Annotated in this window: 23 protein-coding genes, 1 tRNA gene and 2 pseudogenes; 18 read left to right on the top strand and 8 right to left on the bottom strand. The window is 68.9% G+C overall.

Going from position 1 to position 26,782, the window contains the following annotated elements; all coding sequences use genetic code 11:
- Positions 1 to 394 precede the first annotated feature (394 nt).
- From Ato02nite_RS25200 to Ato02nite_RS25185, 4 genes are all read left to right on the top strand, one after another.
- A complete protein-coding gene (locus tag Ato02nite_RS25200; RefSeq protein ID WP_213009082.1) occupies positions 395 to 670 on the top strand; it encodes a hypothetical protein in 276 nt (91 codons plus the stop codon).
- A gap of 118 nt (positions 671 to 788) precedes the next feature.
- Positions 789 to 1,307 (top strand): SigE family RNA polymerase sigma factor, encoded by a 519-nt coding sequence (locus Ato02nite_RS25195; protein ID WP_213009081.1) that lies wholly within the window; start codon positions 789 to 791, stop codon positions 1,305 to 1,307.
- Entirely contained in the window at positions 1,307 to 1,804 is a 498-nt protein-coding gene (locus Ato02nite_RS25190) for a hypothetical protein (RefSeq protein ID WP_213009146.1), read from the top strand. Before Ato02nite_RS25195 ends, Ato02nite_RS25190 begins: the two co-directional genes overlap by 1 nt.
- A 134-nt stretch (positions 1,805 to 1,938) precedes the next feature.
- The gene (locus tag Ato02nite_RS25185) at positions 1,939 to 2,397 is read left to right on the top strand and encodes an ankyrin repeat domain-containing protein (protein ID WP_213009080.1); all 459 of its coding nucleotides are present in this window, start codon (positions 1,939 to 1,941) and stop codon (positions 2,395 to 2,397) included.
- A 151-nt stretch (positions 2,398 to 2,548) separates the two neighbouring features.
- Here Ato02nite_RS25185 and Ato02nite_RS25180 read toward each other — a convergent pair whose 3' ends face one another.
- Positions 2,549 to 3,757, bottom strand: a complete 1,209-nt coding sequence (locus Ato02nite_RS25180; RefSeq protein ID WP_213009079.1) for an alpha/beta hydrolase — start codon at positions 3,755 to 3,757, stop codon at positions 2,549 to 2,551.
- Between the two features lie 128 nt (positions 3,758 to 3,885).
- Complete coding sequence (locus tag Ato02nite_RS25175) at positions 3,886 to 4,461, bottom strand: TetR/AcrR family transcriptional regulator (RefSeq protein WP_213009078.1); 576 nt, start codon at positions 4,459 to 4,461, stop codon at positions 3,886 to 3,888.
- A 186-nt stretch (positions 4,462 to 4,647) separates the two neighbouring features.
- Between Ato02nite_RS25175 and Ato02nite_RS25170 the strand changes: the two genes are divergently transcribed.
- The 7 genes from Ato02nite_RS25170 (at position 4,648) to Ato02nite_RS52575 (ending at position 14,316) form a co-directional block, all read left to right on the top strand.
- A complete protein-coding gene (locus tag Ato02nite_RS25170; RefSeq protein WP_213009077.1) occupies positions 4,648 to 6,831 on the top strand; it encodes an MMPL family transporter in 2,184 nt (727 codons plus the stop codon).
- Positions 6,828 to 7,703: a ketopantoate reductase family protein gene (locus tag Ato02nite_RS25165; RefSeq protein ID WP_213009076.1), complete on the top strand. Its 876-nt coding sequence runs from the start codon at positions 6,828 to 6,830 to the stop codon at positions 7,701 to 7,703. The genes Ato02nite_RS25170 and Ato02nite_RS25165 overlap by 4 nt, the downstream gene beginning before the upstream one ends.
- Positions 7,704 to 8,112: 409 nt before the next feature.
- Positions 8,113 to 9,744 carry a cellulose binding domain-containing protein gene (locus Ato02nite_RS25160; RefSeq protein ID WP_246607406.1) on the top strand — a complete coding sequence of 544 codons (1,632 nt, stop codon included), beginning with the start codon at positions 8,113 to 8,115 and terminating at the stop codon, positions 9,742 to 9,744.
- A gap of 219 nt (positions 9,745 to 9,963) precedes the next feature.
- On the top strand, positions 9,964 to 10,761 hold the full coding sequence (locus tag Ato02nite_RS25155) for a DUF4142 domain-containing protein (RefSeq protein ID WP_213009075.1): 798 nt from the start codon (positions 9,964 to 9,966) through the stop codon (positions 10,759 to 10,761).
- 43 nt (positions 10,762 to 10,804) lie between these two features.
- Positions 10,805 to 11,470, top strand: a complete 666-nt coding sequence (locus Ato02nite_RS25150; protein ID WP_213009074.1) for a hypothetical protein — start codon at positions 10,805 to 10,807, stop codon at positions 11,468 to 11,470.
- 126 nt (positions 11,471 to 11,596) lie between these two features.
- On the top strand, positions 11,597 to 12,478 hold the full coding sequence (locus Ato02nite_RS25145) for an arginase family protein (RefSeq protein ID WP_213009073.1): 882 nt from the start codon (positions 11,597 to 11,599) through the stop codon (positions 12,476 to 12,478).
- A gap of 1,709 nt (positions 12,479 to 14,187) precedes the next feature.
- A complete protein-coding gene (locus Ato02nite_RS52575) occupies positions 14,188 to 14,316 on the top strand; it encodes a hypothetical protein (RefSeq protein WP_281419787.1) in 129 nt (42 codons plus the stop codon).
- Between the two features lie 449 nt (positions 14,317 to 14,765).
- Here the strand turns inward: Ato02nite_RS52575 and Ato02nite_RS25140 are convergent, their stop codons facing one another.
- Positions 14,766 to 17,216: a cellulase family glycosylhydrolase gene (locus tag Ato02nite_RS25140; protein WP_213009072.1), complete on the bottom strand. Its 2,451-nt coding sequence runs from the start codon at positions 17,214 to 17,216 to the stop codon at positions 14,766 to 14,768.
- 419 nt (positions 17,217 to 17,635) lie between these two features.
- Here Ato02nite_RS25140 and Ato02nite_RS53445 point away from each other — a divergent pair.
- Positions 17,636 to 17,737 (top strand): annotated as a pseudogene (locus Ato02nite_RS53445) (hypothetical protein); the annotation flags it as partial.
- A gap of 69 nt (positions 17,738 to 17,806) precedes the next feature.
- On the opposite strand, the pseudogene Ato02nite_RS53440 reads toward Ato02nite_RS53445, so the two are convergent.
- From Ato02nite_RS53440 to Ato02nite_RS25125, 3 genes and pseudogenes are all read right to left on the bottom strand, one after another.
- Positions 17,807 to 18,232 (bottom strand): annotated as a pseudogene (locus tag Ato02nite_RS53440) (DUF488 domain-containing protein); the annotation flags it as partial.
- A gap of 83 nt (positions 18,233 to 18,315) precedes the next feature.
- A tRNA-Val gene (locus Ato02nite_RS25130) sits at positions 18,316 to 18,387 on the bottom strand.
- 52 nt (positions 18,388 to 18,439) lie between these two features.
- Complete coding sequence (locus tag Ato02nite_RS25125) at positions 18,440 to 18,841, bottom strand: TIGR02611 family protein (RefSeq protein ID WP_213009070.1); 402 nt, start codon at positions 18,839 to 18,841, stop codon at positions 18,440 to 18,442.
- Between the two features lie 277 nt (positions 18,842 to 19,118).
- Between Ato02nite_RS25125 and Ato02nite_RS25120 the strand changes: the two genes are divergently transcribed.
- From Ato02nite_RS25120 to Ato02nite_RS25105, 4 genes are all read left to right on the top strand, one after another.
- Positions 19,119 to 19,550 (top strand): SsgA family sporulation/cell division regulator, encoded by a 432-nt coding sequence (locus Ato02nite_RS25120; protein WP_020514863.1) that lies wholly within the window; start codon positions 19,119 to 19,121, stop codon positions 19,548 to 19,550.
- A gap of 192 nt (positions 19,551 to 19,742) precedes the next feature.
- Complete coding sequence (locus Ato02nite_RS25115) at positions 19,743 to 20,597, top strand: helix-turn-helix transcriptional regulator (RefSeq protein ID WP_438873071.1); 855 nt, start codon at positions 19,743 to 19,745, stop codon at positions 20,595 to 20,597.
- A gap of 65 nt (positions 20,598 to 20,662) precedes the next feature.
- Positions 20,663 to 21,118 carry an RrF2 family transcriptional regulator gene (locus Ato02nite_RS25110; protein WP_203727839.1) on the top strand — a complete coding sequence of 152 codons (456 nt, stop codon included), beginning with the start codon at positions 20,663 to 20,665 and terminating at the stop codon, positions 21,116 to 21,118.
- Between the two features lie 64 nt (positions 21,119 to 21,182).
- Complete coding sequence (locus Ato02nite_RS25105; RefSeq protein WP_203798362.1) at positions 21,183 to 21,356, top strand: DUF4236 domain-containing protein; 174 nt, start codon at positions 21,183 to 21,185, stop codon at positions 21,354 to 21,356.
- On the opposite strand, the gene Ato02nite_RS25100 is transcribed toward Ato02nite_RS25105, so the two are convergent.
- Positions 21,353 to 22,237 carry a hypothetical protein gene (locus Ato02nite_RS25100; protein WP_246607404.1) on the bottom strand — a complete coding sequence of 295 codons (885 nt, stop codon included), beginning with the start codon at positions 22,235 to 22,237 and terminating at the stop codon, positions 21,353 to 21,355. The genes Ato02nite_RS25105 and Ato02nite_RS25100 overlap by 4 nt on opposite strands.
- Before the next feature lie 87 nt (positions 22,238 to 22,324).
- Here Ato02nite_RS25100 and Ato02nite_RS51835 point away from each other — a divergent pair, with 87 nt between their 5' ends.
- Both Ato02nite_RS51835 and Ato02nite_RS25090 read left to right on the top strand, forming a co-directional pair.
- On the top strand, positions 22,325 to 24,343 hold the full coding sequence (locus Ato02nite_RS51835) for a fibronectin type III domain-containing protein (protein WP_246607402.1): 2,019 nt from the start codon (positions 22,325 to 22,327) through the stop codon (positions 24,341 to 24,343).
- Positions 24,344 to 24,435: 92 nt separating this feature from the next.
- A complete protein-coding gene (locus Ato02nite_RS25090; protein WP_246607400.1) occupies positions 24,436 to 26,019 on the top strand; it encodes a GGDEF domain-containing protein in 1,584 nt (527 codons plus the stop codon).
- Positions 26,020 to 26,031: 12 nt separating this feature from the next.
- Here Ato02nite_RS25090 and Ato02nite_RS25085 read toward each other — a convergent pair whose 3' ends face one another.
- Positions 26,032 to 26,781 carry an endonuclease/exonuclease/phosphatase family protein gene (locus Ato02nite_RS25085; protein WP_213009068.1) on the bottom strand — a complete coding sequence of 250 codons (750 nt, stop codon included), beginning with the start codon at positions 26,779 to 26,781 and terminating at the stop codon, positions 26,032 to 26,034.
- Position 26,782 lies beyond the last annotated feature (1 nt).

Raw genomic sequence — 26,782 nt, 5'->3', positions numbered from 1 at the left:
AAACCGCTACGTCAGGCGCGTGAACGAGGAAGCGATATCGATTACACCCCTAACTCAGTGTCGGCAGCTGACCGACCCGGCCCCGGGGGGCCACGAGCGGGGACAGGCCACGGTTCCGGCTCACGGCGCACGGGTCGCCGAAAGAAATGGAGATAAATTCTGGTCGGCGGCAACCTGCGGGCGGTGGATCGCATGTACCCGGATGTAAGCAACGATCGCCACCATCCATAGGGGTCCGGAAATGTCTGCACGCCGTCTTCTGCTGCTGCCCGCTGCCACCATTCTGTTCGCGCTTACCGCCTGTACCGCCACGGCGGCACCCGGCCCTGGCTCAACCGCATCTGCTCCGGCCCCGGCTGCCCCGGCGGACGGCAGCCCCGCTGCTACGCCCACGGTGACCGCCAAGGCGCCCGGCGGTGTCGAGAGTGCCGACTGTCCATCGGGGACGGTCCTGCAGAAGTTGGTCGAACTGCCGAAGGGTGCGACCTTCGGCAATGTCGAGTGCGTGAAGGGCTGGGCGGGAGCCGATCCACAGGGCCCGAACGTCGGTGACGGCGTCTACCTGTTCCACTACAAGGCCGGTACGGGCTGGAAGTACTACGGCGAGGGCAGCGGATACGACTGCAAGGACCTCGGCCTCACCCAGCCGGCACCGTTCTGCATCTCCTGACCGGGGTGACCGCAGCCGCGCGCTGTGGTGCACACCGGCTACGGTGTGCGCCACAGTCAGCCGGCCGCACCGCCGCCGGCTGACAGGATGTGCGGCACGTGGGGAGCAAGAGCGGGGCATGGCGGACTCGATCGACGATCAGTTCCGGGAGTTCGTCCGGACCCGCTCGCCGGCCTTGCTCCGGACGGCGTTCCTGCTGACCGGCGACCGGCACCTCGCCGAGGATCTGGTGCAGGACGCTCTGGCCCGAACCCATCGAGGCCGGCGGCGGCTGGACGATCCGGGGCACTTCGAGGCGTACACCCGCACCGCGATGTACCACCAGCATGTGAGCTGGTGGCGCCGCCGCAAGGTGGCCGAGTCCCTGCCCGGGGAACTGGCCGACGTGGTGGCGCCCGGCAGTGACCACGCCCGCCGTACCGATCTCAAGCTCGCCCTGCACCAGGCCCTCGCCCAACTCACCCAGCGGCAGCGCGCGGTGCTGGTGGTCCGCTTCTTCGAGGACCGCAGCGAGGCCGAGGCCGCGGACCTGTTGCAGTGCTCGGTCGGCACGATCAAGAGTCAGACCAGCAAGGCACTGGCCCGCATGCGCGAAATAGCGCCCGAGTTGCTCTCGGCCGTGATGGAGGAGGCCTGATGACCGACAACCTCGGACCGCTGCGTCAGGCCATGTCCGATCTGAGCGAGCACGGCGGCAGCACCGACCTGTACGAGCGGACCCTGCGCAGGTCGCGGCAGTCCCAACGGCGGGCGACTGCTGCCGCCGGCGTCGCAGCCGCCGCGGTGGTGTTCGCCATCGGCGGTACGGTCGCCTTGGCCGCCGGCCACCGGCCCGGCCCGGTGCCGCCACCCGCAGCCGCCCCCAGCAGTGCCGGACCGGGGAAGCCCGACTGTCCATCGATCGAAACCCTCGGCGACCTGGTCGAACTGCCGCCGGACTGGTCCTTCGCGTCCACCGGGGTGCAGTGCGCGGAGACCTGGGCGGCAGCCGACGTGAAGCGCCCGACCGGCGGCAACGTCCGCTACCTGTTCCACTACACGACCGATACGGGTTGGCGGTACCACGAGCAGGGCACCGATTGGGACTGCAAGGAACTTGGCCTCACCCAGCCGGCACCGTTCTGCACCTTCTGACGGCAGTTGAGTACGGAAGAGGTCGGGACAGGCGGCGGGATGACGGCGGTGCCCACTCCTGGCAGGGTGTGGCGGCCAAACCGCGCCATGGCCGGTAGCCACAGACAGTGAAGGCGCTCGTTCACAATAGGGCGGTGAACAGGCGTCGCCGAAAGAAGTTGCAGCAGCGCCTCACGGAGGCGGCGGGCTGGGCCGGCGTCGAGCGTGTCGTCGGGCTCATCCGTGCCGGCGCTGACCCGAACACGCCCGGTCCGGGCCGGTCTACGCCGTTGTACCGCGCGAGCGTGCAGGACCGGGTCGACAACGTGCGGGTCCTGCTGGCCGCCGGCGCCGATCCGAATGCCGAAAGCGGGACCGGCGAGGAAGGGCTGCCATTGTGCGGCGCGGCGTGCTGGGGGCATGACAGGTCGGTTCGGGTACTACTGGCGGCCGGCGCCGACCCGAACCAGCGCGAGGACAACGGTTCCGGCCGCACGGCAGCGCAGTGGGCCGAGGCCGGCGGCCACCGGCACACTCTCGAATTGCTCACGGCAGACCACACCGCCACGCCCGGGCCGACGAGGCGAACCACCGAAGCAGCCGGAGCCAGGTAGTCCAGGAGGCCGGTCCCTCAGGAATACCGGGCCCGGGTCGCCCAGGTCCGGCTCCGCCGAGAGGCCGCCGACCCGGCCGCCGGTCGGCGGGCTCTGGTCGGCGGCTGAGACCCTGACCGGCCTCGGCTGTCTCGGAAACCGCGGAACTCCCTCAGCGGTGGGCCTTGAGCCAGCCCTGGATCTCGGTGATGACCTGCTTGTCGGGTTCGCCGAACTCCGGGTGGAACTTCGGGGTGATGTTCATGGTGTGCGCCATGCCCGGGTAGATGACGAGCTTGTGGTCCTTGTTGCCGGCCGCGGCGACGGCTGCGTCAGCGACGATTGCGGCGCGGGCCGGGGTCTGGATGTCGTTCTCACCGTTGAGCATCAGCGTCGGGCCGGAGAACTTGGGCAACGCCTGCGAGACCGTCGGGAAGCGGGCGATGTCCTTCGCGTAGTTGATCGTGTATTCGTCCAGGTCCGGCAGGTTCGGGTAGTCGTCGATGTGGGTGAGCTTGCGCAGCACGGCGCCGGCCTCGGCGTCGATCGCGATCCGGCCGTCGTGGTTCTTGTCAGTGCTGGCCAGCACCTTTCTGCCGTCGAGCAGGACGGCGCGGAACTGGTCGGCAACCTCCTTGGGCTGGGCCACCAGGCCGTCGGCCGCCTCGACGGCCGTGAGCTGACCGTCGCCGTTCACGTCGAACTCGTCGTGCAGCTCGGCCAGCAGCCGGCCGAAGATCTGGAAGGTCAGCAACTGCTCGACAGGCAGTCCGACGACTCCCATCTCGACCACGCCGGCCGGCTTCGGGATGCCGAACCTCTTCGGATCGGCAGCCAGGTTGGCGGCTACGTTGGTGCCCTCGCTATGGCCGAGGAGGAAGATCTTCGAAGGGTCGACCTTCGGCGATCGAGCGGCGAACCGCACCACCGAGGCAGCATCGCGCTGGATCTGGTCGTACGGGTTCTTCGGCGTCAGCTGCGCCGGGTCGGTGCTCTCCACCGGTCCGATGTCGGTCACTCCACGCTTGTTGAACCGCAGGGTCGCGAAGCCCTCCCGGCTGGCGGCCTGTGCGAGCGGGACGAAGGTCGCCCCCTTGCCGTCGGGCAACGTCTGGTTCATGTCGTTGCGGCCGCTGCCGTGCAGGAAGACGACCAGCGGCAGGGGACGCCGGGCGCGGCTCGGATAGGTGAGCTCGGCCTTGGTGACCCAGCCCTGGCCGAAGTCGATCTGCACCTGTTCGCGGGTGACACCGTCCCAGCCGGACTGCACGGCGCGGGCGCTCGGCGTGGCATCAGCGGTGGCGACTCCGGCACCGCCGGCGAGGAGGGCGCCGGTGGCGATGAGTCCGATCGTCAGGTTGCGGTACTTCTTCGTCGTCATGCCAAGAACGCTATTTTCCGCAGCGGTCCCGATCGATCCAGGCAGCTACCCACTTATTGGTACAGCCTGCTATACCCCAAGAGCGGCGAGAAACCAGCGGGGCCACGCAGGCACGACCGCCGCCGGGGTCAGCGGAGGCAGCGCGGGGCACGCAGCCCGAGGATGCGCCGGCCGGCGCCGACCAGGTGCTCGCGCAGCAGGTCGTCGTCGAGCTCGAGCGCTCTCACGCCCATCCCGCAGGCAATCCCGGAGACGGTGAGATCGGCCTTGATCCACCCGCCCACGCCGGGATCGACGTCGGCGAGCAACTTGAGCAGACGTTCGCCCAGGTCGCTCATGTCGGCGTGCGAGCGCAGGGTCTCGATCGCCCCGGGATCGCCGACCAGCACGGGGACCAGAACGCGGTTGCGGATCACGACGTCGATGAAGCCGGTGAGCATGCGCTCCGCCCGGGCCCTCCTGGTCCGTTGCGTCTCGGCCGCCGCGACGGCCGCCCGCAACTCCCCGGCCAGCGGCTCGACCACCGCGGTGAGCAGTTCCTCTCGAGTACGGAAATGGTGGTGCACGGCCGACTTCGTGACGCCCACCTCGTCGGCGATCATCTGCAGCGACGTGCCGGCGAAGCTGTGCCGGGCGAACAGGCGGGTCGCGGCGTCGATGAAGCGGTGCCGGCTGTCCGTCGCCCGGACTGCTGTCACGGACATGCGTCCTCCTTGCTGAACCCCGGTGGTGCCACGAAGCCTAACTGGCCGATCGTTCAGGCAACAACTGCACGATCGTAAAGTAAGTTACTGCACGATCGTAAAGTGAGCAACTTCACGATCGTGCAGCGCCCGACTGCACGATCGGCTAGCTTGCGGACCACATCGATGTTCCGGAGGAGATCCGAGATGGCTTCGTTCCTGTACCGGCTGGGCCGGTTCGCGTTCCGTCGGCGATGGCTGGTCGTCGGGTTGTGGCTGGCGGTCCTCGCGGTCACCGTGACCGGCGCCGCGACCTTGTCCGGTTCCACGTCTGACGCGTTCCGGATTCCCGGGACGCCGTCGCAGGAGGCGATCGACCTGCTGCAGGAACGGTTCCCGCAGGCGTCGGCCGACGGCGCCACCGCACGGGTGGTGTTCGCCGCGCCGGCCGGACAGCAGCTCACCGGCGCGGCCACGAAGGCCGCCGTCGAGCAGGTCGTCGCCGAGTTGCGCCGAGCACCCCAGGTGGCCTCGGTGAACGACCCGTTCCGGTCCGGTGCCGTGAACCAGGCCGGGACCGTCGGCTTCGCCCAGGCGACCTACCGGGTTCCGGCGCAGGAGCTGACCGACGGCGACCTCGACGCGCTCACCGGAATCGCCGAGCGGGCCCGCGACAAGGGCCTGAGCGTCGAGGTCGGCGGTGACGCGCTGCAGGCCCAGAACGAGTTCGGCGTAGGGGAGGTGATCGGCGTCGCGGTGGCCGCCGTGGTTCTGGTGATCACGTTCGGATCCCTGCTGGCCGCCGGCCTGCCGCTGCTGACCGCGGTGTTCGGCATCGGTATCGGCATCAGTGTGATCACCGCCGCCACCGGCTTCATCGACCTGTCCTCGACCACGCCGATCCTCGCACTGATGCTCGGCCTCGCCGTCTCGATCGACTACGCCCTGTTCATCGTCTCCCGCTACCGGCACGAACTCGCTGACGGCCGCGAACCCGAGGGAGCGACCGGCCGGGCGGTCGGGACCGCCGGCTCAGCGGTCGTCTTCGCCGGCCTCACCGTCGTGATCGCGCTGGCCGCACTCTCGGTCGTCGGCGTGCCGTTCCTGACCCAGATGGGCCTGGCCGCCGCGTTCACCGTGGCCATCGCCGTGGTCATCGCGCTGACCCTGCTGCCCGCCCTGCTCGGCTTCGCCGGCCGTCGGGTCCTCGGCAGACGCGCCCGCACTCGGCGCACCCGCGACCCCGAGGCCGGCACCACCAACCTCGGCACCCGCTGGGCCCGCGCGATCGCCCGCCGGCCGGTCGCCACACTGCTGATCGCCGTGGCCGCACTCGGCGTCGTCGCGACCCCGGCCCTGGACCTGCAACTGGGCATGCCGGACGACGGAACCGCCGCAACCGGCACCACCCAACGCAAGGCCTACGATCTGGTGGCCACCGGCTTCGGCGCCGGCTTCAACGGGCCACTCACCGTCGTGGTCGACACCCCGGCCGGCGCCGCGAAGAACACCGCCGAGCAAGTCGTACAGAAAATCACCGCCCTACCCGGCGTCACCACCGCGGCCACCATCGCCGTCAACCCCGCCGGCGACACCGCCCTGCTCACCGTCATCCCCACCAGCGGACCCGGCGACACCGCCACGAAAGACCTCGTACACGCCATCCGCCACCTCGACGGCACCGTCACCGGCGCAAGCGTCGGCGTCACCGGCCTGACCGCGGTCAACATCGACGTCTCCACCAAACTCGCCGGCGCCCTCCTCCCCTACCTGGCAGTGGTCGTGGGTCTGGCGTTCCTGCTGCTCATGTTGGTGTTCCGGTCGGTGCTGGTACCGATCAAGGCCACCGTGGGCTTCCTGCTCAGCCTCGCCGCCACCTTCGGCGCCCTCGTGGCACTGTTCCAATGGGGCTGGGGCACCGACCGCACCGGGCCGATCGTCAGCTCCCTACCCATCGTCGTGATCGGCATCGTGTTCGGCCTGGCCATGGACTACCAGGTATTCCTGGTCACCCGGATGCGCGAGGACTACGTGCACGGCGCCGCAGCCCGCGAGGCCGTGATCACCGGCTTCGGCCACGGCGCCCGGGTGGTCACCGCCGCCGCGATCATCATGATCAGCGTCTTCGCCGGATTCATCATCGCCCCCGACCCGCTCATCAGATCGATCGGTTTCGCGCTCTCCGCGGCCGTGCTCTTCGACGCGTTCGTCGTCCGGATGACCATCGCGCCGGCCGTGATGACCCTGCTCGGCAAGGCCGCCTGGTGGCTACCCCAATGGCTGGACCGGCTGATGCCCGATGTGGACGTCGAAGGCGAGAAGCTGCGCCACCAACTCGACGACGTGCCCCTCGAACCGGCTGTGAGCATCCCCGGGCGGGTGCAGGCATGAGGCTGCTCGTATACGGCGCCGGCGTCCTCGGCAGCCTGCTCGCGGTCCGTATGCACGAGGCCGGGCACGACGTCGCGCTTCTCGCCCGGGGCGAGCGCCTGGCCGCCCTGCGGCGGCACGGCATTCAGCTCGCCGAGGGTGACAGCCCGATCGTCCGGCGGGTGCCGGTGCCGGTGGTCGAGGACCCGGCCGACGGGTACGACCTGATCGCCGTCCTGGTCCGCGCCCATCAGGTGGACCCCGTCCTGGAATCGGTCGCCGGCCTCCACGGCGACGTGTTGTTCCTGCACGCGTGGGCGGCCGGCGCCGAGCCGCTGGGCGCGGTGATCGGCCACGAGCGGGTGCTGCTCGGCTTCCCCACCGGCGGCGGCACGATGGACGGGGACGTGGTCCGCCACCGCGCGAACAGGTTCGTGACCCGCCGCGTCCCGATGCCGATCGGCGAACCCGGCGGGCGCGACAGCCCTCGACTGGAGCGGATCGTGCGGATGTTCCGCACCGCCGGGATCAACGCCAGGGCCGAGCCGCGGATGGACGCCTGGCTCCGGACGCACGCCGCATTCGCGGTGCCCCTCGGGCAGGCGGTGGCCGCGGCGGGCGGCCCGGCTGCGCTCGCCGGTGATCCGGCCGCGGTCCGCGGCATGATCCGCCGCATGCGGCAGAACCTGGCCGCCCTGCCGACGCCGCCGGTCCCGCGCGGTTTCGCCGCGGTGCGGACTCTGCCGGACGGAGTGCTCGTGCCCGTCATCCGGCGGTTCCTGCGAAGCCCGACGGCCACACAAAGCGGGCTCAGCAACACTTCACCCGCGACGGAAGCGGCCGAACTCGACCGGTTGGCCGAACAGCTGCGCGCTCAGCGCAAGGCCCGGTAGGCGTTGCCGGGAGCATGCCGGGTGCCGCGCCGAGCGAATTGCCGATAACGCTCGCCCTGCCGTTATAACAATTTTTCAGAATGAATTTCGGCGGTTCTTCTATTCCGTGGCCACGCACAGCAATCGGTTTACATCAATACGGATCGATGCTTGACATTCAGAAAAGCTGGTGGTTACCGTGAGAAAACGTTTTCCTCCGTCATCTGTCAGGTAGGCACCACCATGGGAGGGCGACACCGGACAACGGTTTCCCATCGATGCGGTTTCCGTCCTTGAACGCCGCTCACCGATCGAGATTCCGACCGTCGACTCGACAATTGCCGCGCCAACCCCTCCGGCGGCTGCCCCGGAAAATGGTTCCGCTCACCCGCTCAAGGCCGCGGAACCCGACCAGAGAGGTCCCGCAATCATGGTTCATTCCGATCGGCCGAAGGGGCGGCCAAGAACCGTCGGCCTGGCGTCCGTAGCGGTCGTGGCGGCCGGGCTGGCGTTCGCCGGTGTAACGACTCCGGCGTCCGCCGCCGCCGCGACGACCCTCACCGTGAACGCCGGCCAGGTCCTGCGGCCGGTGACGCACGTCGCGACCGGCAGCCTGTACGGGCTGGCGAACGCCACCCAGCCGTCGGTGGCCCTGGCCCAGGCGATCAAGCCCAACACCTTCGTCCAGATGCCCGCCGGTGGCAAGCAGCAGCCGACCGGCGACATCTCCGTGGTGGCGCCGACCGCGGTCAGCGTCGGCGCGAAGCTGGTGAACCGGCTGTCCGACTACTACCCGGGCTGGCCGTACCAGTTCAGCTGGAGCACCTGGACGCCGTTCGTCAATTCGCAGATCAATGCGATGAAATCGTCGTCCTACTACAACAGCGTCTCCGCCTACGAACTGTGGAACGAGTCGGACAACACCTGGAACAACGCCAACGGCACCTACGAGTCGTTCTGGACAACCACATTCCGCCAGGTCCGCTCCATCGACCCGAACAAGCCGATCCAGGGTCCGAGCTTCTCCGACAACATCAGCGACATGGAGAATTTCCTCCGCAACGCCGTCGCCACCAACACCGTGCCGGACGTCCTCGCCTGGCACGAGCTGTCGTCCGCGTCCAAGATCGCCGGCGATGTCGCCAAGGTCCAAGCCCTCGAGGACAAACTCGGCATCAGCCGGCGACCCATCGCCATCGAGGAGTACGCCGCACCCAGCGAGGTGGGCCTGCCCGGTCCGCTGGTCAGTTACGTCGCCAAGTTCGAGCGTCTCGGCATCCGCGACGCCGAACTGGCCTTCTGGAACCAGTCCGGCACACTCGGCGACCTGCTTACCGCACGCGGCGGCAGCCCGAACGCCGCCTACTGGATGTACACCTGGTACGGCGCGATGACCGGCAACATGGCCGTCACCACCCCGCCCGCCCAGACCGGCATCGACGGTTTCGCTGCCGTGCCCGACGGCAAGAACCAGGTCAGCATCGTCGTCGGCAACTGCAACGGCGCCTGCGCGGTCACCGTCAACGGCCTCAACGCGCTGAACCTCGCCGGCACCGTGAACGTCAAGGTCGAGCAGACCGTCTCGCAGGGCCGCACCGTCGCCTCCGCCGGCCCGAGCACCATCTCCAGCAGCACCTACACCCCGTCCGGCGGCACGATCACGGTGCCGATCACGATGTCCACCAACAACGCCTACCGCATCACCATCACGCCCACCACCGGCGGCCCCACCACGCCACCGACCACGCCGCCGACCAGCCCGCCGCCGACGGGTTCCGGCTGCACCGCGTCGGTCGCGGTCAACCAGTGGAACGGCGGCTACGTCGCCACCGTCCGGGTCACCGCCGGCGCCGCGCCCGTCGACGGCTGGACGGTCACCGTGCCGCTCCCCTCCGGCAGCGCCCTGACCAGCGCGTGGAACGCCACCAATACCGGCACGACCGGCTCGGTGAGCTTCCGCAACGTCGCCTACAACGGACGGATAGCCGCCGGCGGATATACCGAGTTCGGCTTCCAGGGCACCGGCACCGCTCCGTCCGGCACAGCGGCCTGCACGGGCTGACCACCTGGCACCAGCCGGCCGTCTTCGGCGTCGGGCGTCCACTCGCTCGGCGCCGAAGACGGGCCGGTCATCGGGTTTCGTACTCCGACCTGGAACTTCTTACGAACCTATTGCGCCTTCATCCTTGGCTCTGCGTGCCGCGTACCTCCGACCGGCAAGACGTGTCGATGGTCCACTCGGGCTCGTCACGGCGACACGCGAGATGTCTTGGGAGATCGAATGCAGGGAATCGGTTCGACCGGGTGGCGCCGGCTGTGCGGCATCGCGGTCTGCTCCGTCGGGTTGCTCCTGGCCAGTCCGGTGGCTGCGCACGCCGAGCCGAACGTCCCGGTGCCGCCCAACGAGCTGATCTCCGACGACGGCGAAGGCCGCCTCTCGGCCGCTGACCAGGATCTGGTCGTCAAGGTGCGTCTGGCCGGCCTGTGGGAGATCCCGGCCGGTGAGATGGCGCAGCAGAAGTCGCGGGATCCGCGCATCCAGAAGATCGGCCGTGAGATCGCGGCCCAGCACGAGGTGCTCGACGCATTCGACCGCGCCGCCGCGAAGAAGCTGGGGATCGTTGTGCCGAACAAGCCGAACAGCGATCAGCAGGGCTGGCTTGCCGAAATGCGCGATGCCGATGGTGCCGAATTCGACGAGATCTACATCGCCCGGCTCCGCGCGGCGCACGGAAAGATCTTTCCGGCGATCGGGACCGTACGGGCGACCACGCGCAACGACACCGTCCGCAAGCTGGCTCAGCAAGCGAACCAGTTCGTGGTGACGCACATGACGCTGCTGGAGAGCAGCGGCATCGTCGACTTCGCAGCCCTGCCGACCGCGCCGAACCCCGCAGCGGTGGCTCCTAGCGCGCCGGCGACCGCTGCAAGGCCCTTGGCGGCCGCCGATCAGAGCCCGACGTCGACGACGAACCTGCCCGTCGTACTGCTCGCGCTCGCCGCCGGTCTGGGCATGGGTGTGTTCGCGACGTTGCGCTTGGCCGGCAACCGACGCCGGCCGCACCACGGACGCCGGTGAGATCGCGACGATCGACCATCTTCCTAATGATCCGGTGACCACCATGACTGACTCGAACTACGACTCTCGCCACCCCGGCCGTGGGCCGGTGCCGACCCTGGTGCTCGTGACTCTGGGGCCGGCGCTCCTGGCTCTCGCCGGCCTCGTCCATCCGAGCGGACTGTCCGCCGCGACGGCCCATCGCTGGGTGTGGCTGCACATCGTCCTGCTGCCGGTCTTTCCACTGCTGGCATTGGGCTTCGTGGTGCTGTTGCGGGAACGGCCACGCGGCAGCACCCCCAGGGTGGCCCGGATCGTCGCCTGGACGTGCGCGGCGGTGTACGCCGTCGCATATACCGGCCTGGATGCGGTGGCCGGGATCGGCGCGGGCACCGTTGCGGGCCAGCCCGGAGACCCGGCCGAGCTGCGACGACTGGTGCTCGCGCTCTATGAGACCGGCGGCGGGCTCGGGACCGTCGGCGTGTATGCCTTCCTCGCCGCCACGCTGGCCACCGCGGCATCGCTGGCCGGCAGGCGCGGCATCCGGGTGCTGCCCGGCACCGTGGTACTGCTTGCCGCCGGGTGGTCCTTCATCGACAGCCATATCTTCTCGCCTCGAGGGGTGCTGACCATGCTCGCCATGGGTGCCGGGTTTGCCCTCTGGACCTGGGCGACCGCACGGCGAAGCGAGCCTTCGGCAACGAACACCGGGGCCACCGACGCCCGCTGAGGTCCCGGCGGCATGTTCGTCGGAACGGGTCCCTCGGCGCCTTGGGTCACCGAAGCCGCTTGTCGCTTGCCTGTCCTCCCGCCCCGCCAGCATCATGTTCCGATGTCCTCCAGGTGGCCTGGCGCGGTGGATCTGATCGGAGTGTGCTTCGACGGCTCGGGACGGCCCCGCGGCCAAGCCCATGCGCCCTCCGTTCTCCGCGAGGCGGGACTGGCCGAGGCGCTGCCCGGCGCAGCCATGACGTTGGATGTCACCGCTCCCGAGCCTGACCCCGGCCGCGGCGCCGGCGGGTTCGTGAACGAAGCCGCGCTGCTTATCACGGCCGACTCCGTCTACGACCGTGTCCGCGACTCGCTCGCAGAAGACCGCTTCCCGCTGCTCTACGGCGGGGACTGCGCTGTCCTGCTCGGCGCCCTCCCCGCACTACGCGACCAGCAGGGCACTGCCGGCCTGCTGTTCATCGACGCTCACGAGGACGCCACCACCATGGAGTCCTCGCCGGACGGCGAAGCCGCCAACATGGAGATCGCACTACTGCTCGGGTTCACCGGCCAGAAGACCCCCGAGCCGATGCGGGCTCGCCTGCCCGCGCTCCACCCCGACGCCATCGTCATGCTCGGTCAACGCGACGAACGCTACCGCGAGGCGATCGCCGTCCCCACTATCGCCGACCGCGTGCGCCTGCACGCCGCGCAGCACGTGCACGGGCAGGCCGCCCGACTGGCCGACGAGGCCACCGAGCACCTCGATCGGACCACACCGGGCTGGTGGGTCCACGTCGACCTCGATGTCCTACGAGGCGACGATTTCGCAGCCTGCGCCGCGGCCGGCGACCCGGCCACGCCTGGCGGGCTCACCTGGGACGAGCTCACCACCGTCGTCCACCGAGCCTTGCGTAGCCCGAAGTGTCGAGGTCTGAGCGTAGGCGTCTACAACACCGACCTGGACCCGGACCGGCGGGCGGCCCGGCGCATCGTGCGGTTCCTCGCCGAACTCGCCGACCACTGACGCCGAACCACATCCCGAGGACTCGAGCGGCCGGGCGACCAACTCACCGACCGTCAACCCCTCATACCCGACGCCGACCAGCCCCTGGCATCGCCGGCGCCGCGGTCGTGGGCATCTCAGACCCGGACACGATCTTGTGCTCTCGCCGTAGCAGCAAAATGCGAAAGGCTCGTTACCAAATATCTGGGAACAAGCCTTTGACCTGCTGAAACTGTGGTGGGCGATACGGGGATCGAACCAGTGACCTCTCCGGTGTGAACGGACGGACCGCAACCCCTCTGACCAGCGACTCTGCAAACGACCTGCACAGACGCGACGCGACGGATATTTCGCTGTCACCGTGCCCCGCGCGTAATCGGCGGCATGAGCGGACGCCAAGCGCGAGGGAGATGGTGCAAATCATCGTGACCTACTGCGGGCCGACTCAACTTGCGGCGCTGCCGCCAAACCCAAATCGAGTGACACCCGCACGTGTACCCAACTCGGCCGTAGGTGACTGCCTTTCCCCTGAACGTTTTGATGCCGGAGAAGCAATAAGTCAACGTCCCTGCTGGGCGATAGCTCGGCACCCCGTCATACGATTGGGCACGAACTGTGGGGTGGATGATCTAGGTGTTGGGCGGTGCAACACCCCGGTCGATGCTCTCACCCTATGCGTCGTGTGCGACGTCATTGCCATCGCCGTCCGGCTCGCCCCTGCCGTCGGCCGACAATGGCCGCAGCGAAGGGGTATCCCTGCCCATCCTACGGCGCCACAGACGCCGGCCGACTCGCCGATTTGACGGCAACTTTCGAGTTGGCGTTGGCGTAGCGCGAGAATCTGGTAACGACCCTTCCATTGCTTTTGAGTAACCCCACTGATCTAAGCCGAAGATCGTTGTAATAGTTCGAGTCAGATCTTCCCGGAGTCGCGCGGCTCCAGTTGGCGAGGTCTCGTATAGGAGGTACTTGAAGTGTCGGAGGTCGATGGGAATGTCTGAGACATCTCGCGTAAGCAGAATTACGGGCTTGCCTACAGTGTGTGCGATGCCAATTTCGTAGAACACATTCGGGTTACGCGTCGTACAGTCCGCCACGATCGCGCCGGCCTCGTTGATGCCGCTCCATACGTCCTCCATGATTTGATTGGAAGTGAACAGGTCGTCCGCGCGCTCAGCCGTCAGTCCGAGGTTTTCGGCGACGACGCGAATGCATTCCGTATACACGGGCCGGAACGCTGGAGAAAAGGGCATTAATACGAAGATGTCTGCCCGGCTCGACTTGGCCGAAGGTGGGCCAAAGTGCGGATATACGGTAAGCGGCAGTCGGGTCGGCCTGACCGTACCGAGAAATCTCATCTCAAGCGCCATCTGAACCTCCCGCCATAGCTCAGATGCCCGGAACTTAGGCTCCGATGCGCCTCCGACGAGTGAACCTGACGATGCGCCTGGCTCGGACCGCGTGATCGCATTCGCGGAAGGTGCCGCCGAGTGGCTGGACGGCGCCGGCGCCAGGCCCTACCAGGAGTTCCTGGAGGCGCAGCGCTCGCAAATACCCCGGAACCGTGCTCGCTACTCCCGAATCTGGGCAGAACGACGGATCTGGGAGCGCTTTCGTTCTGGTCGGCCACCAAGTTCGACGCATGGCGATCATCGTCGGTCAGCCCTGACCGGATTACACGCTCGGCAATCCGGGAACAGGAAAGCGCTCCCTATCGGACGGAGACCGGCATGCTGGAAGACCTCGCCGTCGTCGGCGGCCCGAAGACCCCTGTCGCCGAACCGGTGCTGATCGGCTTCTTCGCCCTTGTCGCTATCGCCATAGTCGTGATCCTGTTCCTGCGCTCGCGCAACAGGTAGCCAACGGCCGGGCCGAGCTATCCAGATCGAGGTCCTTCCTCCCAGGCCGGCGCTGAGGGTCATCGTTGTACACGACGACGTCAGCGCGCTCGGCCGGGCGGACGGTGGCAAAGTACAGCTGCTGCGAGGGGAGCTGCCGCTCCCGCCAACGCCGTTCGACCGCGCCCCGGGACGCCCTCGACGCGGCAAATGAGTTCGCGGTGGGCCGTACTCTGAACCAGCAGGCCTGCCCAACGCGCGCGATGCCGGGTAAGCGCGCGTCACTGAGCTCAAGGATGGCAGCACCGTTCGAGTCGAGTCAGGCTCCCGGGTAACCGCTGGCCGGATCCGGATGCGCCGCTGGCCTTCCGAGTCGTGTGCCAGCAACCGGTCTGTCTCCTTGCCGAGCTGTCGTCAGCAGGATTTTGTAGAGGGACCTGGCGCGCAGGGCGGTCAGGACGCTGGTGTAGTCAGCAGACCACGCAATCGCCCTGCGTGTTGAATCCGCCGTTGACGGCCAGGCTTTGCCGGACATCGACAGCGTCGATGACCACGGCGCCGGTGTTCGGGTCCGGATAGAACTGCACACGGAGTTTGCTGTACGCGGTCGCCGCTGTAACGCAGGTGGAGACGGGAGTCCAGTCGCTACCACCAGGCAGGTTTGCGTAAGTAGTTACCGAGTTTACCTGAGATCCACCAATCAGCCATATCGCGAAACTGCCACCGACACCCTCTGTCAGGCCTTGCGAAGCGACCTGAGCGCTGCCACAGAAGGTGTCCCCTGCCTTTACGGCCAGGTTGACATCCTGGTATATACCGCCACCAGCCACGGTGGTGTTGGTAGCGGCGAACCCGGTCCCTTCATAGGGATTGTTGCCGGTGACGCCGGGACCATAGATGGCGTGCTGTGAGCCGGGGGCGTCCGTCCAACTGTCGAAGCCGTTGTTGAAGCCGCCATTCTTGGCGACACTGAGGTGCACGTCGACAGCATCGACACCAATCGTCGGACCACCGACAGCGGGGAAAAACTGAACGCGCACGGCCGAATGTCCACTTGTTGCAGTGACACAAGTGCTCAATGGCGTCCAACTATTGCCGTTCGGGAGCTTGCCGACGCTCTTGTTTGAGGTTTCGGCAACGCCCCCGGTAAGAAAAAGCGCGAAGGTGCCGGCGCCATCGGTGGCTTCGCCTTCGGTCACCACGTGGCCGTCCGCGCATACGGTATCGCCGGGATTGACGGTCTTGTTGATATCTTGGTAGATACTTCCGCCGGCCTGGGTGGCACCAACTGAGGTGTACATCGACCCTTCGTACGGGTCGGTTCCTGCTTGTGCTCCTGCCAGGTGCTGGTATGCCGTTGCGCCTGGCGCGGCCGACCAATACTCGCCGGCACCGGAGCCGAAAACCAGGGAGCCGTCGTCCTGCAGGCGCATTGTCGAGACGCCCCGACCCGAGGTGCTGGAAACCCACAGCGGCCGGTTGGCGTAGTCGTAGAGGACCAGGTTGCCGTCGTGCCGGTTGGCAAGGCGGTACCCGCGCCGGTCGCCCCGCACCCAGATCGGCGCCGGCGCCCGACCGCGAAGGTCGTACAGCACCAGGTTGCCGTCGGCCTGCATCCTCAGCGTGAACTGGCCGTTCGCGGACCTCACCTCCGCGCCCCGGAACAGCGACCGGCCCGGTGCGAGCGTCGGCAGCCAGTCGTCACCGATCAGCGCGGCGCGGACGTCGCTGTACATCGGCTCCTTGGGATTTCCGTAGCTGTCGCGGAGCCCGAAGTGGCACTGCACGTCGTGAGGATCGGCTTTACAGCGCTTGACCGTCGTCGGGACGTCCTGGAAGGAATAGACGAACAGTGGCCCCGCGTAGGGGCGAGACCGCCACATCCGGACCCCCTCCTCAAGGGCATCGCGGACGTGCTCCGGCGTTTGCGGGTCACGCCAGCCATCGCTGGGGAACCCCATCTCGGTGCCCCAGATCTGCTTGCCCGCATCGCCGTGGCGGACCATCACCTCGCGGAGGGCCGACAGACCGCCACACTTGGGGTCATCCGGTCCGAACCAGGACCAGAACCGGTGCCATTGATGGTGGCGGTTGGCTTGGCACGGGTCCCTCGCAAACGAGGGAAGGTTGCCGCCGTCGAAGTCCGCGTAGGGGTGGTAAGCGACCGCGTCCAGGTATCCGCCCATCCCGTGCTCGTAGGCCCATTCCAGCCAGACGCTCGCCTCGTCGTCGCCATGCCAGACACCGTTCGCGTCCTCGTAGGTGTCGCCGCCCGTCGAGCCGCCGGCCAGCACGACACATTGGGGACAGCCGGCGTGCACCTCCTGATAAGCGATCTTCGCCAGCTGCCAGTAGCGCCCGGCGCGGACGTCGACGCTGTTGTCACCGTATTTACCGAACTGTTTGAGGTTCGGCTCGTTCCACACCTCGTAGGCCTGCACCTTGGGCCCGAAGTGCGCCACCGCCTGCCGGACGATGACGGCCCAGGCAGCGTCGTCCGTCGGAAAATAGTTGGTTCCGCGGTTGCCGTTGGCCCACTTCGTCGAGTAGTCCAGGATCAGCAGCACCCGAACGCCCTGCTCGTAGGCGGCGTTGATCACACGGTCCAGTCTGGTCCAGTTCGGCGCGACGTCGCGGGCCGGCTGCACGAGGTGCCAGTACAGGTCGATGCGGACGATCGGCTTCTTGTCCCCGACATACGCGTCCATCGCCGCGATCCGGTCCACTTGGTGCTCTTGGTCGCTGCCATCGACGAAGCCGACATCAGCGGACGTGAACGCATACGGATCGGGGGTCGGCACCGAATCGGAAGTCGGCACCGGAACGGGGATCGGCACCGGATCGGGGGAGGCCGACAAGCCACAGGCAGCGACGCCCAACGCCATGATCAAGACAATGATCCGCGCGAGCAATCGGCGCATGCGGCTCCTCCCCGTGTGCCCGACCGGCATCCCGGTGCAAACGGCGGGCAGGCTATCACAGTCACCAATATTTCCGATTTGCTCGTTATGGTTACTAACGTCCCGCGGCTGGGACAGTAGGGGGAAATGACCGCTGTCGCGGTGGCGGTGCGGCGGATCACTCGCAGTGACGATGCCGTAGCAATCCTGCGTTGGCGCCGAGGCGGGCATCCATCGGGTCGCGGACCGCCTCTCGTGAGCACGGTCCCCGCTTCACTGGGGCATCGTGAGTCTTGCCGGAGAGGTTACGCAGCGACGTTAGAACTTGAAAACGATGGGTTTTCGGTGAGTAGTCTTGATCCAACGAAAACGGTGATCTGCGTTTCCGCAGGTCACCGGCCTTATTTTGTCGGGCTGACAGGATTCGGACCTGCGACCCCTTGATCCAGGCCATCCGCGGCAGAATCCTCGACGAGATATGCGCGCCCAGCCGTGACGTCGCCGTCTACGTCGGCAGTCAAGCCAAACGCGCACACGTCCTCAGCGTGCTCGGCGTTTGGTGCTGGCCCGCCCGTGAGCCGTCGCTGGGCCTGCGCCAGCACCACATCACGGTGACAACGGTCCTGCTCGGCCTCAAAACAGAGAACAGCCACCCGCTCCAGACGCCCAGCCTCCGTCAGCGCATCCAAAGCACCACTCGCCTCGACGCCACCCAGCAGCCCCACATACCGCCGGCGCGCGTCCGCTCGCTGCAGACCTTCGGACGCGAAACCCGCCCGGTTCGACTTCGGGTTACCCAACTCCCGCCGATGCTCATAGACGATGCCCGCCGCGGCCAGCTCACGGCCGAGTGCCGTCTTGCTCAACCCCGGCTTCCGCGAAATCGGCGTCAGCCGAACGTCCACCAGCCGGGTCACTCCCAGATCCCTGAGCCGGGCCACCAACTCGCCGACCGTCAGCCCCTCATAGCCGACGCCGACCAGCCCGGGTGTCACAGTCGTAGGCACCTCAGACCCGACATGATCTTGCGCTCCCATTTTGCTCCCAATGTAACGAGCAATACGTGAAAGGCCCGTTACCAAGATTCTGGCAACAGGCCTCTGAGCTGGTGAAACGAGGGTGGGCGATACTGGGATCGAACCAGTGACCTCTCCGGTGTGAACGGAGCGCTCTCCCGCTGAGCTAATCGCCCTCAACTGCAGACAGACTGTACTAGACGGCGCCACCGGGTTGCCAATCCGGGGTCAGCTCAGCCAGTCGCGTGCCTCCTGGATCAGGTCGATGCCGAAGCTCAGCTTCACCGACACCCAGACGATGGCGGCGACGAAGATCATCCCGACCACGCCGATGATCGCGCGCACCCCGAGGCTCTGCCGGCCGATCCAACTGGTCCAGGCCTTGACGTGACGTTTGGTGAACTCGAGCAGATTCTTGGCCCAGGCGAATTCGACGGCCCAGATCGCCAGGCCGAGGATCACGATCGCCCAGCCAGGCCCGGGGAAGGGGATCAGGACGATCCCGACGGCGACCACGAGGCCGCCCAGCACGCCAATTCCGATCTTGAGGGCAAGACGACCGGTGGGGTTCGCCCGGATCTTGTCCAAAACGCCCATCGGTGCCCGATCTTCGTCCGCTTTCGTGCTCATTTCATCCCCCAGTGTCCCGAGTCCCCGTCACTACCCGGGAGGAATGGACGTTACCGGAGTAAGTCAACTGCTGGACCACCCGACGCCGGGCGGAACCGAGTACTTGGGGCAGAACAGTACAAGATATCGCTTTACGTCTTGTGCGAAAGGGTTTTCGGAACCGTCTTCCCACTACTGGGTGAGATCAGCGTATGGCGGAGCGTAACGACAGGGATCACCTGAGTATGGGAAACGCGGGGTTCACCAGCCTCGCAGCGGTGCCGGGGGGAGTTCGTCCATGAGTACCATTCGTCCAACGACCGTCGAGGTCGAGACCTCGCTGCGGCTCGTAGCGCCTGACGCCACGGCTCTGCCCGTGCGCGCCAGTCTCCGCTACGACCCAGCCGACCCTTATGCGGTCCACGTGTTGTTCCATGCGGAATCAGCCGGTGGGGAAGCCGTGAGCTGGTCCTTCGCACGGGAACTTCTCGTGACCGGGCTCGATGAGCCCGCGGGCATCGGCGACGTCCGGGTGTGGCCGTGGGCCACGCCGCGGGGGGATTTCGTCGCCCTGGCGCTGTCGTCTCCGGACGGCAACGCCCTGTTCGAAGTACCCCGCAGTGTCCTCGTCCGATTCCTCCGTCGCACCTATGTCGTGGTGCCGCGCGGCCGGGAATCAGAACATCTGGACGTCGATGCCGCGGTCAACCGCCTGCTGGCGGGAAGATAGAGCGCACGTAGATCAAGTAGATAAAGACCCGCGCGGACACTGCCGGTCCGCGCGGGTCTTTTCTGTACAGCAATGAATTGCAACCGGACAAAAGGCCCGACAAAGGACAATCATCCGGGTTTTCCAGCAGATTCCCGTCACGCGGCCTTTTAGCACGTGCGTCGTTGGTCATCGGCAGTTACCGTCGGCGCGATGACCTCAACAAGAACGCACGCCACAGCGCTCTCGCCGCCCGGCTGGGCAGGCGTGGGCACGTGCGTTCTGCGAGAGATCCAGCCGATGCCGCCGTGGCGCCCGACGTTCCACGCGTTGCTGCTGGCTACGGCCGGCCACGGCACCGTCGAGGTCGATTTCGAGGCGAAGACCTGCCGGCCGGGCACCCTGCTCTGGGTCCGCCCGGGGCAGGCACTCAAGCTGGGTTCGAACGGTTTGGCCGCCTCCGTCGTCACGTTCGACGGCCGGCTGGCCGGCGACCACTGGCCCGATCAACCGGAATCCCCGACCCGCTGGCAGTTGGAGGGCGAGGACGAGGACGCGGTGATCAGCGAGTTCACCCAACTGGCGGTGGACTGCGAGCGGCACCGGGCCGGCCCGCTCGCCGCCGAGTTGCTGCGCCACCAACTGGCCGTGCTGCTCCTGCGCATCGCCCTGCTGGCCGGCCGGCCACCGGTGCACGGCGCCGAGGCCCGCACGTTCGCCCGGTTCCGGCGCCGGCTCGAGTCGGGTCATCCGCGCAGCCGCCGGGTCGAGGACTACGCCGAGGAGATGGGCTGCTCGGTGCGCACCCTGACCCGGGCCAGCCTGGCCGTCACCGGTCGCACCGCCAAGCAGGTCGTCGACGACCGGGTCGCGCTCGAGGCGCGCCGGCTGCTCGCCTGCACCCCGATGTCGGTCGCCGAAGTGGGCCGCCACCTCGGGTTTCCGGAGCCGACCAATTTCGGCCGGTTCTTCCATCGCGAGGTCGGGATCAGCCCCGGTCAGTTCCGCGCGGATGCCACTCCGGACAACCACGCCGCGATCCCCGAGCAGCGACGACCCCCTGACTGAGCGTAATTCCCATTCATCCATGGGGTATGTGCGGCTTGTTGACATCAAGGGGGCATGATGGGTGGGTGCAGATCTCCGCGCGTGGTGATTACGCGGTCCGCGCCGCCCTCAGCTTGGCGCAGGCCTATCCATCCCTGATGTCGGCCCAGGCCATTGCCCAGGACCAGGACATGCCCCGCAAGTTCCTCGAGGCAGTGCTCGCCGATCTGCGCCGTGCGGGTGTGGTCCGGGCCCAGCGAGGTGCCGAAGGCGGCTACACCCTGTCACAGCCCCCCCGAGACGTAACAATCGGCCAGATATTGCGAGCGGTCGATGGACCACTCGCCGGTGTGCGCGGTCTCCGTCCGGAGGAGACACGATATGAAGGTGCCGCCGAAAACCTGCCCAACCTGTGGGTGGCGGTGCGGGCCGCGGTCCGCGAGGTGGTCGACGAGGTGAGCCTGGCCGAGCTGATCAGCGGCCGGATGCCGGCGCACGTCCGCAAGCTCACCACCCGTCCCGACGCCTGGCAGCCGCGCTGAGTTTGCAAAAACTCAAAACCGGGAATCGATGGCCCAACCCAGTACCCCCAGGGAGGACGTACCGATGGCCATCCTGTTCCGCAGCCGCAAGAAGTTCGGGCCGCTGATCCTGAACTTCACGGAGAATGGTTTCTCCTCCTGGAGCTTCAAGATCGGCCGCTGGTCCTGGAACTCGCGCACCCGCGCACACCGCGTCGACCTGCCCGGCCCGCTGTCCTGGAAGCAGGACAAGCGCTAGTTGTCTCCCAGGCCGATCACGACATCCCCGCCCAGTCGCCCGTTCGGCGGCTGGCGGGTGACGGCCCCCGAGTCGACCAGGGTGTGCAGCACCCGGGTCGCGTCGGCCGCCCGGTAGATCGTCGACGTGAGCGCGAACGTCCGCAGCTCGGTCACCGTCGCCGAGCCAACCCGGCCGAGGTGGGCGAGCAGTTCACGCCGCAGCGGTCCGGGGTGTGGACTGAGTGAGATGTCGATCAGGTGCCGGTCCGGGTCACCGGGGTCGCGGTAACGCACTCCGGCAAACTCGTCGACCGCCCACAATGCCTCCTTGAACCCCTCGAGGCTCTTGCCCGACGTGGTTCCGAAGACCAGCAACTCCCCCGGCTCCTCCCCGGTGGCCAGCTCCACCGACGCGCACAGCGGCCAGCCCTCGCGATACGGATCGACCTCCGTGCCGGGCGGCAGCACCAGCAGAAACTCCGCCGGCTTGCCCACCGCCAAGGCGGCCACGGTGGCCGGCGCGGGCGGCTCGCTCGCGCTCGCATCAAGAAAACCCAGCAGCGGTACGCGGTGAGCACCGGCCGCCTTGAGCGCGACCGCGAGCCGCGCGTCGGTGCCGCCGGACACCGCGAGAACGGTCAGTGCCGCGGCACCCACAACCGAGACAAGCCTTTCCCGTACGCCGTCCGCCTGCTCGCCGACCAGCAGCATGGACAGCTCGCGGCCGCGTACGAAATCGGTCTGCTCGACCAGCACCCGGGCCGCCGCCTCGGCCGATTCCCCACCGTCCGCATCGGCGAAGCCGTGCGCGTAGGTCACCCGCCGCCCGCGGTGCAGCGCGGCCGGAGCCCACGCCTCCAGATGCCGGACCAGCAGTTCTCGCTTCACGGTCGCAATCACGCTCTACATTGTCGCGGTACGTAGTCGGAAAGTGCTGCGCGGCTGCGGGGTTGTACCTAGGGTGTTCAGGCGAGCACTATGGGACACATGCCTTCGGCCACGACCGCCGACCTGACTCAGCGCGCGCAGACGTTGTCGTCCGCGGGCGATCTGGTCGGTGCCCAGCGGGTGCTGGCCAGCGCGCTCGACCCGGCCGACGCCACCGATCCGCGGCACGCCGACGCCGATCTGGCCTTGGCCGCCGCGCTGCACGCCCGCCTGCTGATCGCGCTGGGCGACCCGCACAGCGCTCGATTGTGGGCGGCCTACGCGCACGAGGCCGAGGAGCGCCTGCACGGGCCGCACGACGAGCGCACGCTGGGCGCGGCCGCCACGCACGCGGCGGTGCTGCAGCGGGTCGGCCACTACGGCAAGGCCGCGCAGGTCTATCAGGCCCTGGTCGCCGAGCTGTCGGCCCGCGAGGGGCCCGATGCGCCGCGGGTACTGGCCGCCGAGGCCGACCTGGCCACCGCCGAGCACGCGGCCGGGCACTGCCAGTCGGCCCGGGCCCGGCTCACCGACGCCTGGACCAGGCATCGCGCCCAGCACGGCGACGCCGCGCCGGCCGGCATCAAGATGCTGGCCCGGCTGGGCGCGATGGAGCGCGAGTGCGCCCGCGACGCCGAGTCCCGCGAGCACCTCGCCCTGGCCCAGGAGCTGTGCGCCCGCTATCTGCCGGCCGACCACCCGCTGGTGCGGCAGGTGGCCGCGCTGGCCACCGCGTCGGCGACCGGCCGGCACGTGTGCGGCCGGGTGGAGCAGTCGACCGGCCCGCAGCAGCCCGCACCCCGCCCGGGCGGCCCGATCCCGCCCGCCCCTCAAGCAGTCGACCCGCATCCGGCCGACCCACATCGAGCCGGCCCTCATCCGGGCGACCCGCAGGCAGGCGACCCAAATCCGGCCGGCCCGTTTCCGGGCGACCCGCAGGCAGATGGCTCACATCCGGCCGGCCCACACCCGGCGGCTCTACATCCGGGCGGCCCACTTACGGCCGACCCCCAGGCAGCCGGCCCACACCCGGCGGCTCTACATCCGGGCGGCCCACTTACGGCCGACCCCCAGGCAGCCGACCCACATTCGGGCGGCCCACATCCGGCGGATCTTCATCCGGGCGGCCCGCTTCCAGGCGGCCCGGAGTACGGCGATGCCCGGAACGGTGGCCCGCAGAACGGCATGCTGCGGGACAGCCGCCCGTGGGACGACGGCGCCTACGACGACGAGCACGCGGAGGACGACACCCCGACCGTTCAGCAGGTGCCGTTCCCGCGCCGGCCGGGCGTTCCCGACCCGGGTGGCGACGGCTTCCCGCCGGACGCCGATCCGCTGCGCCCGCCGCCCGACAACCGCCCCACCGACCCGAACGGCACCGTCTACCAGCAGCCGCTCTACCTCGCCGACGTGCACCAGGCTCCCGGTGACCTGATCGGCCGGCACGCCCGCGCCGACACCCCGCCGCCGCTGCCCGGCCACCGCGCCCCCGACTACGGCCCGGACGGGCGCCCGCAGCCGATCGGCTCGGCCCCGGCGAGCACCCTGGCGACCCCGCCCAACTCGGAGCGGCTTCTGCCGGTGCGCACCGAGCAGCCGGTGACCGGGCGCGGCCGCCAGCCGTTCCTGCTGGTCGCCGTGCTGATCGCGGGCATCGCGGTGGCGATCGCGATCGTGGCGCTGACCCTGCCCGACGCGGACGGCGCCACCGGCCCGCAGCCCACCGCGGCCCCCGTCATCACCACCACCGCCGCCGGCCCGTCGGCCACCCCCACCGTGGCGAGCAGCGCCACCGCGCCCCCGGTCGGTGACCCGGGCGCGCCGAGCGGGGTGAAGCTCCGGGACAACCGGGACAGCGTGGCGCTGAGCTGGGCCTACCCGAAGGACGCCGAGGGGCCGGTGCTGGTCTCCGGCGGGCGGGCCGGGCAGCAGCTGCGGGCGTTCCAGCAGCTGCCGGCGGGCACGGCCGACTACATGGTGTACGGGCTGAACCCCGACCAGAACTACTGCTTCACCGTCGCCGTGGCCTATGCGACCGACCGCATCGCCGCGTCGGCCCCGGTCTGCACCCGCAGATAAGCAACCCGGCCGCAACCGGGCGGCACCCGGTTCTGCTCCCGCCGCTGTGCACCATGGGTCGTCACGGCACCCCCCGGCAGGAAGCAGAAAACGTGACGACGAAGGCGGTGGAGCGCGGCCACGCCACGGCCGCCGACGACGTCCGTGCGGCCTTCGCGGCCACCCTGACCGAACTCGAGATCCGCGGGGTGATCGACTACCGCAGTGTCCGGGAGCCCGCCGCCGCGGTCGAACGCGAGGCGCGGGAGGCCGGCGACGAGGAGGCGGTCCAGCGGGCCGCGCTGCTGGGTGCGGACGCTCTGCTGCGCGCGGGCCGCGTCGGTGAGGGCGGCCGGCTGGCCCACCAGGCGCGGGCCTGGGCGGAGGCGCACGACAGCCCGTACGTCCTGGCCCGGGCCCACCGCGAACTGTCGATGTTCTACCGGCTGGTCGGCGACATCTCCGACGCGCTCACCCACGGGGTGCAGTGCGTGGCGCACCTGGGCGACGACGTGCCCCCGGCGATCCGGGCGCGGCATCTGATGACCCTGGCGGTGGCGCTCGACGACAGCGGTTCCACCGAGGAGGGTGACCGGCGGTCCCGGGAGGCGCTGCGGATCGCCGACGAGATCGGCGACGACGCGCTCGCTCTGCTCGTGCTCAACAACATGACCTACTCGGCCTACGAGAACGGTGACGAGGCGGCCGCCCGCACCCTGGCCGAGCAGATGCGAATGGCGTCCGGCAAGGCCGGCCGCCCGCTCTCGGCGAACGAGCGGGACACCGTGGCCCGGGTCGAGATGATGGGTGGCCGCTACGAGTCGGTGGAGAACGCGCTGGCCGGCATCCTCGACGGCAGCCTGCCGGCCAACGAGGGCGACGCGGCGGCCGAGTGCATGCTCACCCTGGCCGAGGCACGCCGGCTGGCCGGCCGGTTCGGCGACGCGCAGATCGCGATCGACCGGGCGGTCCTCCAGTGCGAGACGAACGGACTGGGCCGGCTGCGGGCCCGCGCGCGGCAGGAGCAGGCGGCGTTGCACGCCGCCCAGGGCAACTTCCGGGAGGCGTACGAGGAGCATCTGCTCTTTCACGCCGACGCCACCGCCCTGCACTCCACTCAGCGGGAGGCCCGCGCCCGGGCCCTGCAGGCGGTCTTCGAGGCGAACGAGGCACGCCGGGCCAGCGAGCACTTCCGCGAGATGGCCCACCGGGACGCGCTGACCGGCCTCCACAACCGCCGGTACGTCAACGAGCGGCTGCCCGCCATGCTGGCCGAGGCGGCGGCCCGGCGTACCCCGATCTCGGTGGCGATCGCCGACCTGGACCACTTCAAGCGGATCAACGACACGCTGTCGCACGCCACCGGTGACACGGTGTTGCAGCACATCGGAACGTTGCTGGAGGAGGCGGCCGACGGCCCGGCGATCGCGGCCCGGATGGGCGGCGAGGAGTTCCTGCTGATCTTCCCGGGGGTCGACGGCGCCGAGGCACGAAAGCGCTGCGAGTTGCTGCGGCTGCGCATCCGCACGCACGGCTGGCAGCCGGTGACCGGTGCGCTGCCGGTGACCACGAGCATCGGGGTCGCCACCGCGGCGGACGGCCGGGCCACCGTGTCGGCGCTGTTGTCGCAGGCGGACCGCAATCTGTACGCGGCGAAGCGGGCCGGCCGGGACCGGGTGGTCGCGGATCCGGCGTAGCGCGGGCGTGCCCTAGAGATCGAAGTCGGCGATCACCGGATGGTGGTCGGACGCGTACTCGGTCTCGTCGCCGCGCAGGACCCGCAGCTCGCGCACCCGCTCGGCCACCGCGGGGTTGCCGAGGACGTAGTCGAGGCGCATCCCGCCGAATTCGCCGCCACCCAGCCCGGTGGGCACGGTCCGCCCGTCCCCGGCACCGGCCCGCAGCCACAGGTCAGCCAGCCCGCCCCGCTCGAACGCGGCCAGCCCTCGGGTGTCGACCGTCCCGTCGGCGGCCAGGTGCCGCCGGCGGTAGCGCGGATCCAGCGACGCCACCGCCTCGGTGTGGTCGCTGTGCGGGTCGAGGCCGTTGAGGTCGCCGGCCAGCAGCACCAGCCGGCTGCGCGACCGGAAGTGCGCCGCCAGCCAGGTCGCCTCCCGCCGGCGCCGCTCGGGCGAGAACGGGTTGAGGTGGGTGCTCACCACGGTGAGGTCACCGGCCGTGACCGCCGCGGCCGCGTGGTGCAGCCGCCACCGCACCGACCAGCGCCGGGAGATCTGCCGGGGCGGCCGGACCAGGACCGCGACCGGCTGACCGAAGACCGAGCGGGACAGGTGCCCGACCAGGCCGAGCCGGGCCGCGAGCTGGTCGAGCCGGCGCTGGTCGAAGCCGCGCAGCTCCTGCAGGGTGAGCACGTCGGGCCGCTCGCGCCGCAGCACGGCCTCGATCGCCGGCCACCGGTCCCCGCCGCCGACCAGGATGTTCCAGGTGAGCAGCCGCATC

Origin of the sequence: Paractinoplanes toevensis (assembly GCF_018332695.1) — a bacterium.
Lineage (GTDB): Bacteria > Actinomycetota > Actinomycetes > Mycobacteriales > Micromonosporaceae > Actinoplanes > Actinoplanes toevensis.
Note: the sequence above shows the minus strand (reverse complement) of the source record. Positions and strands in the feature narration are given on the sequence as shown.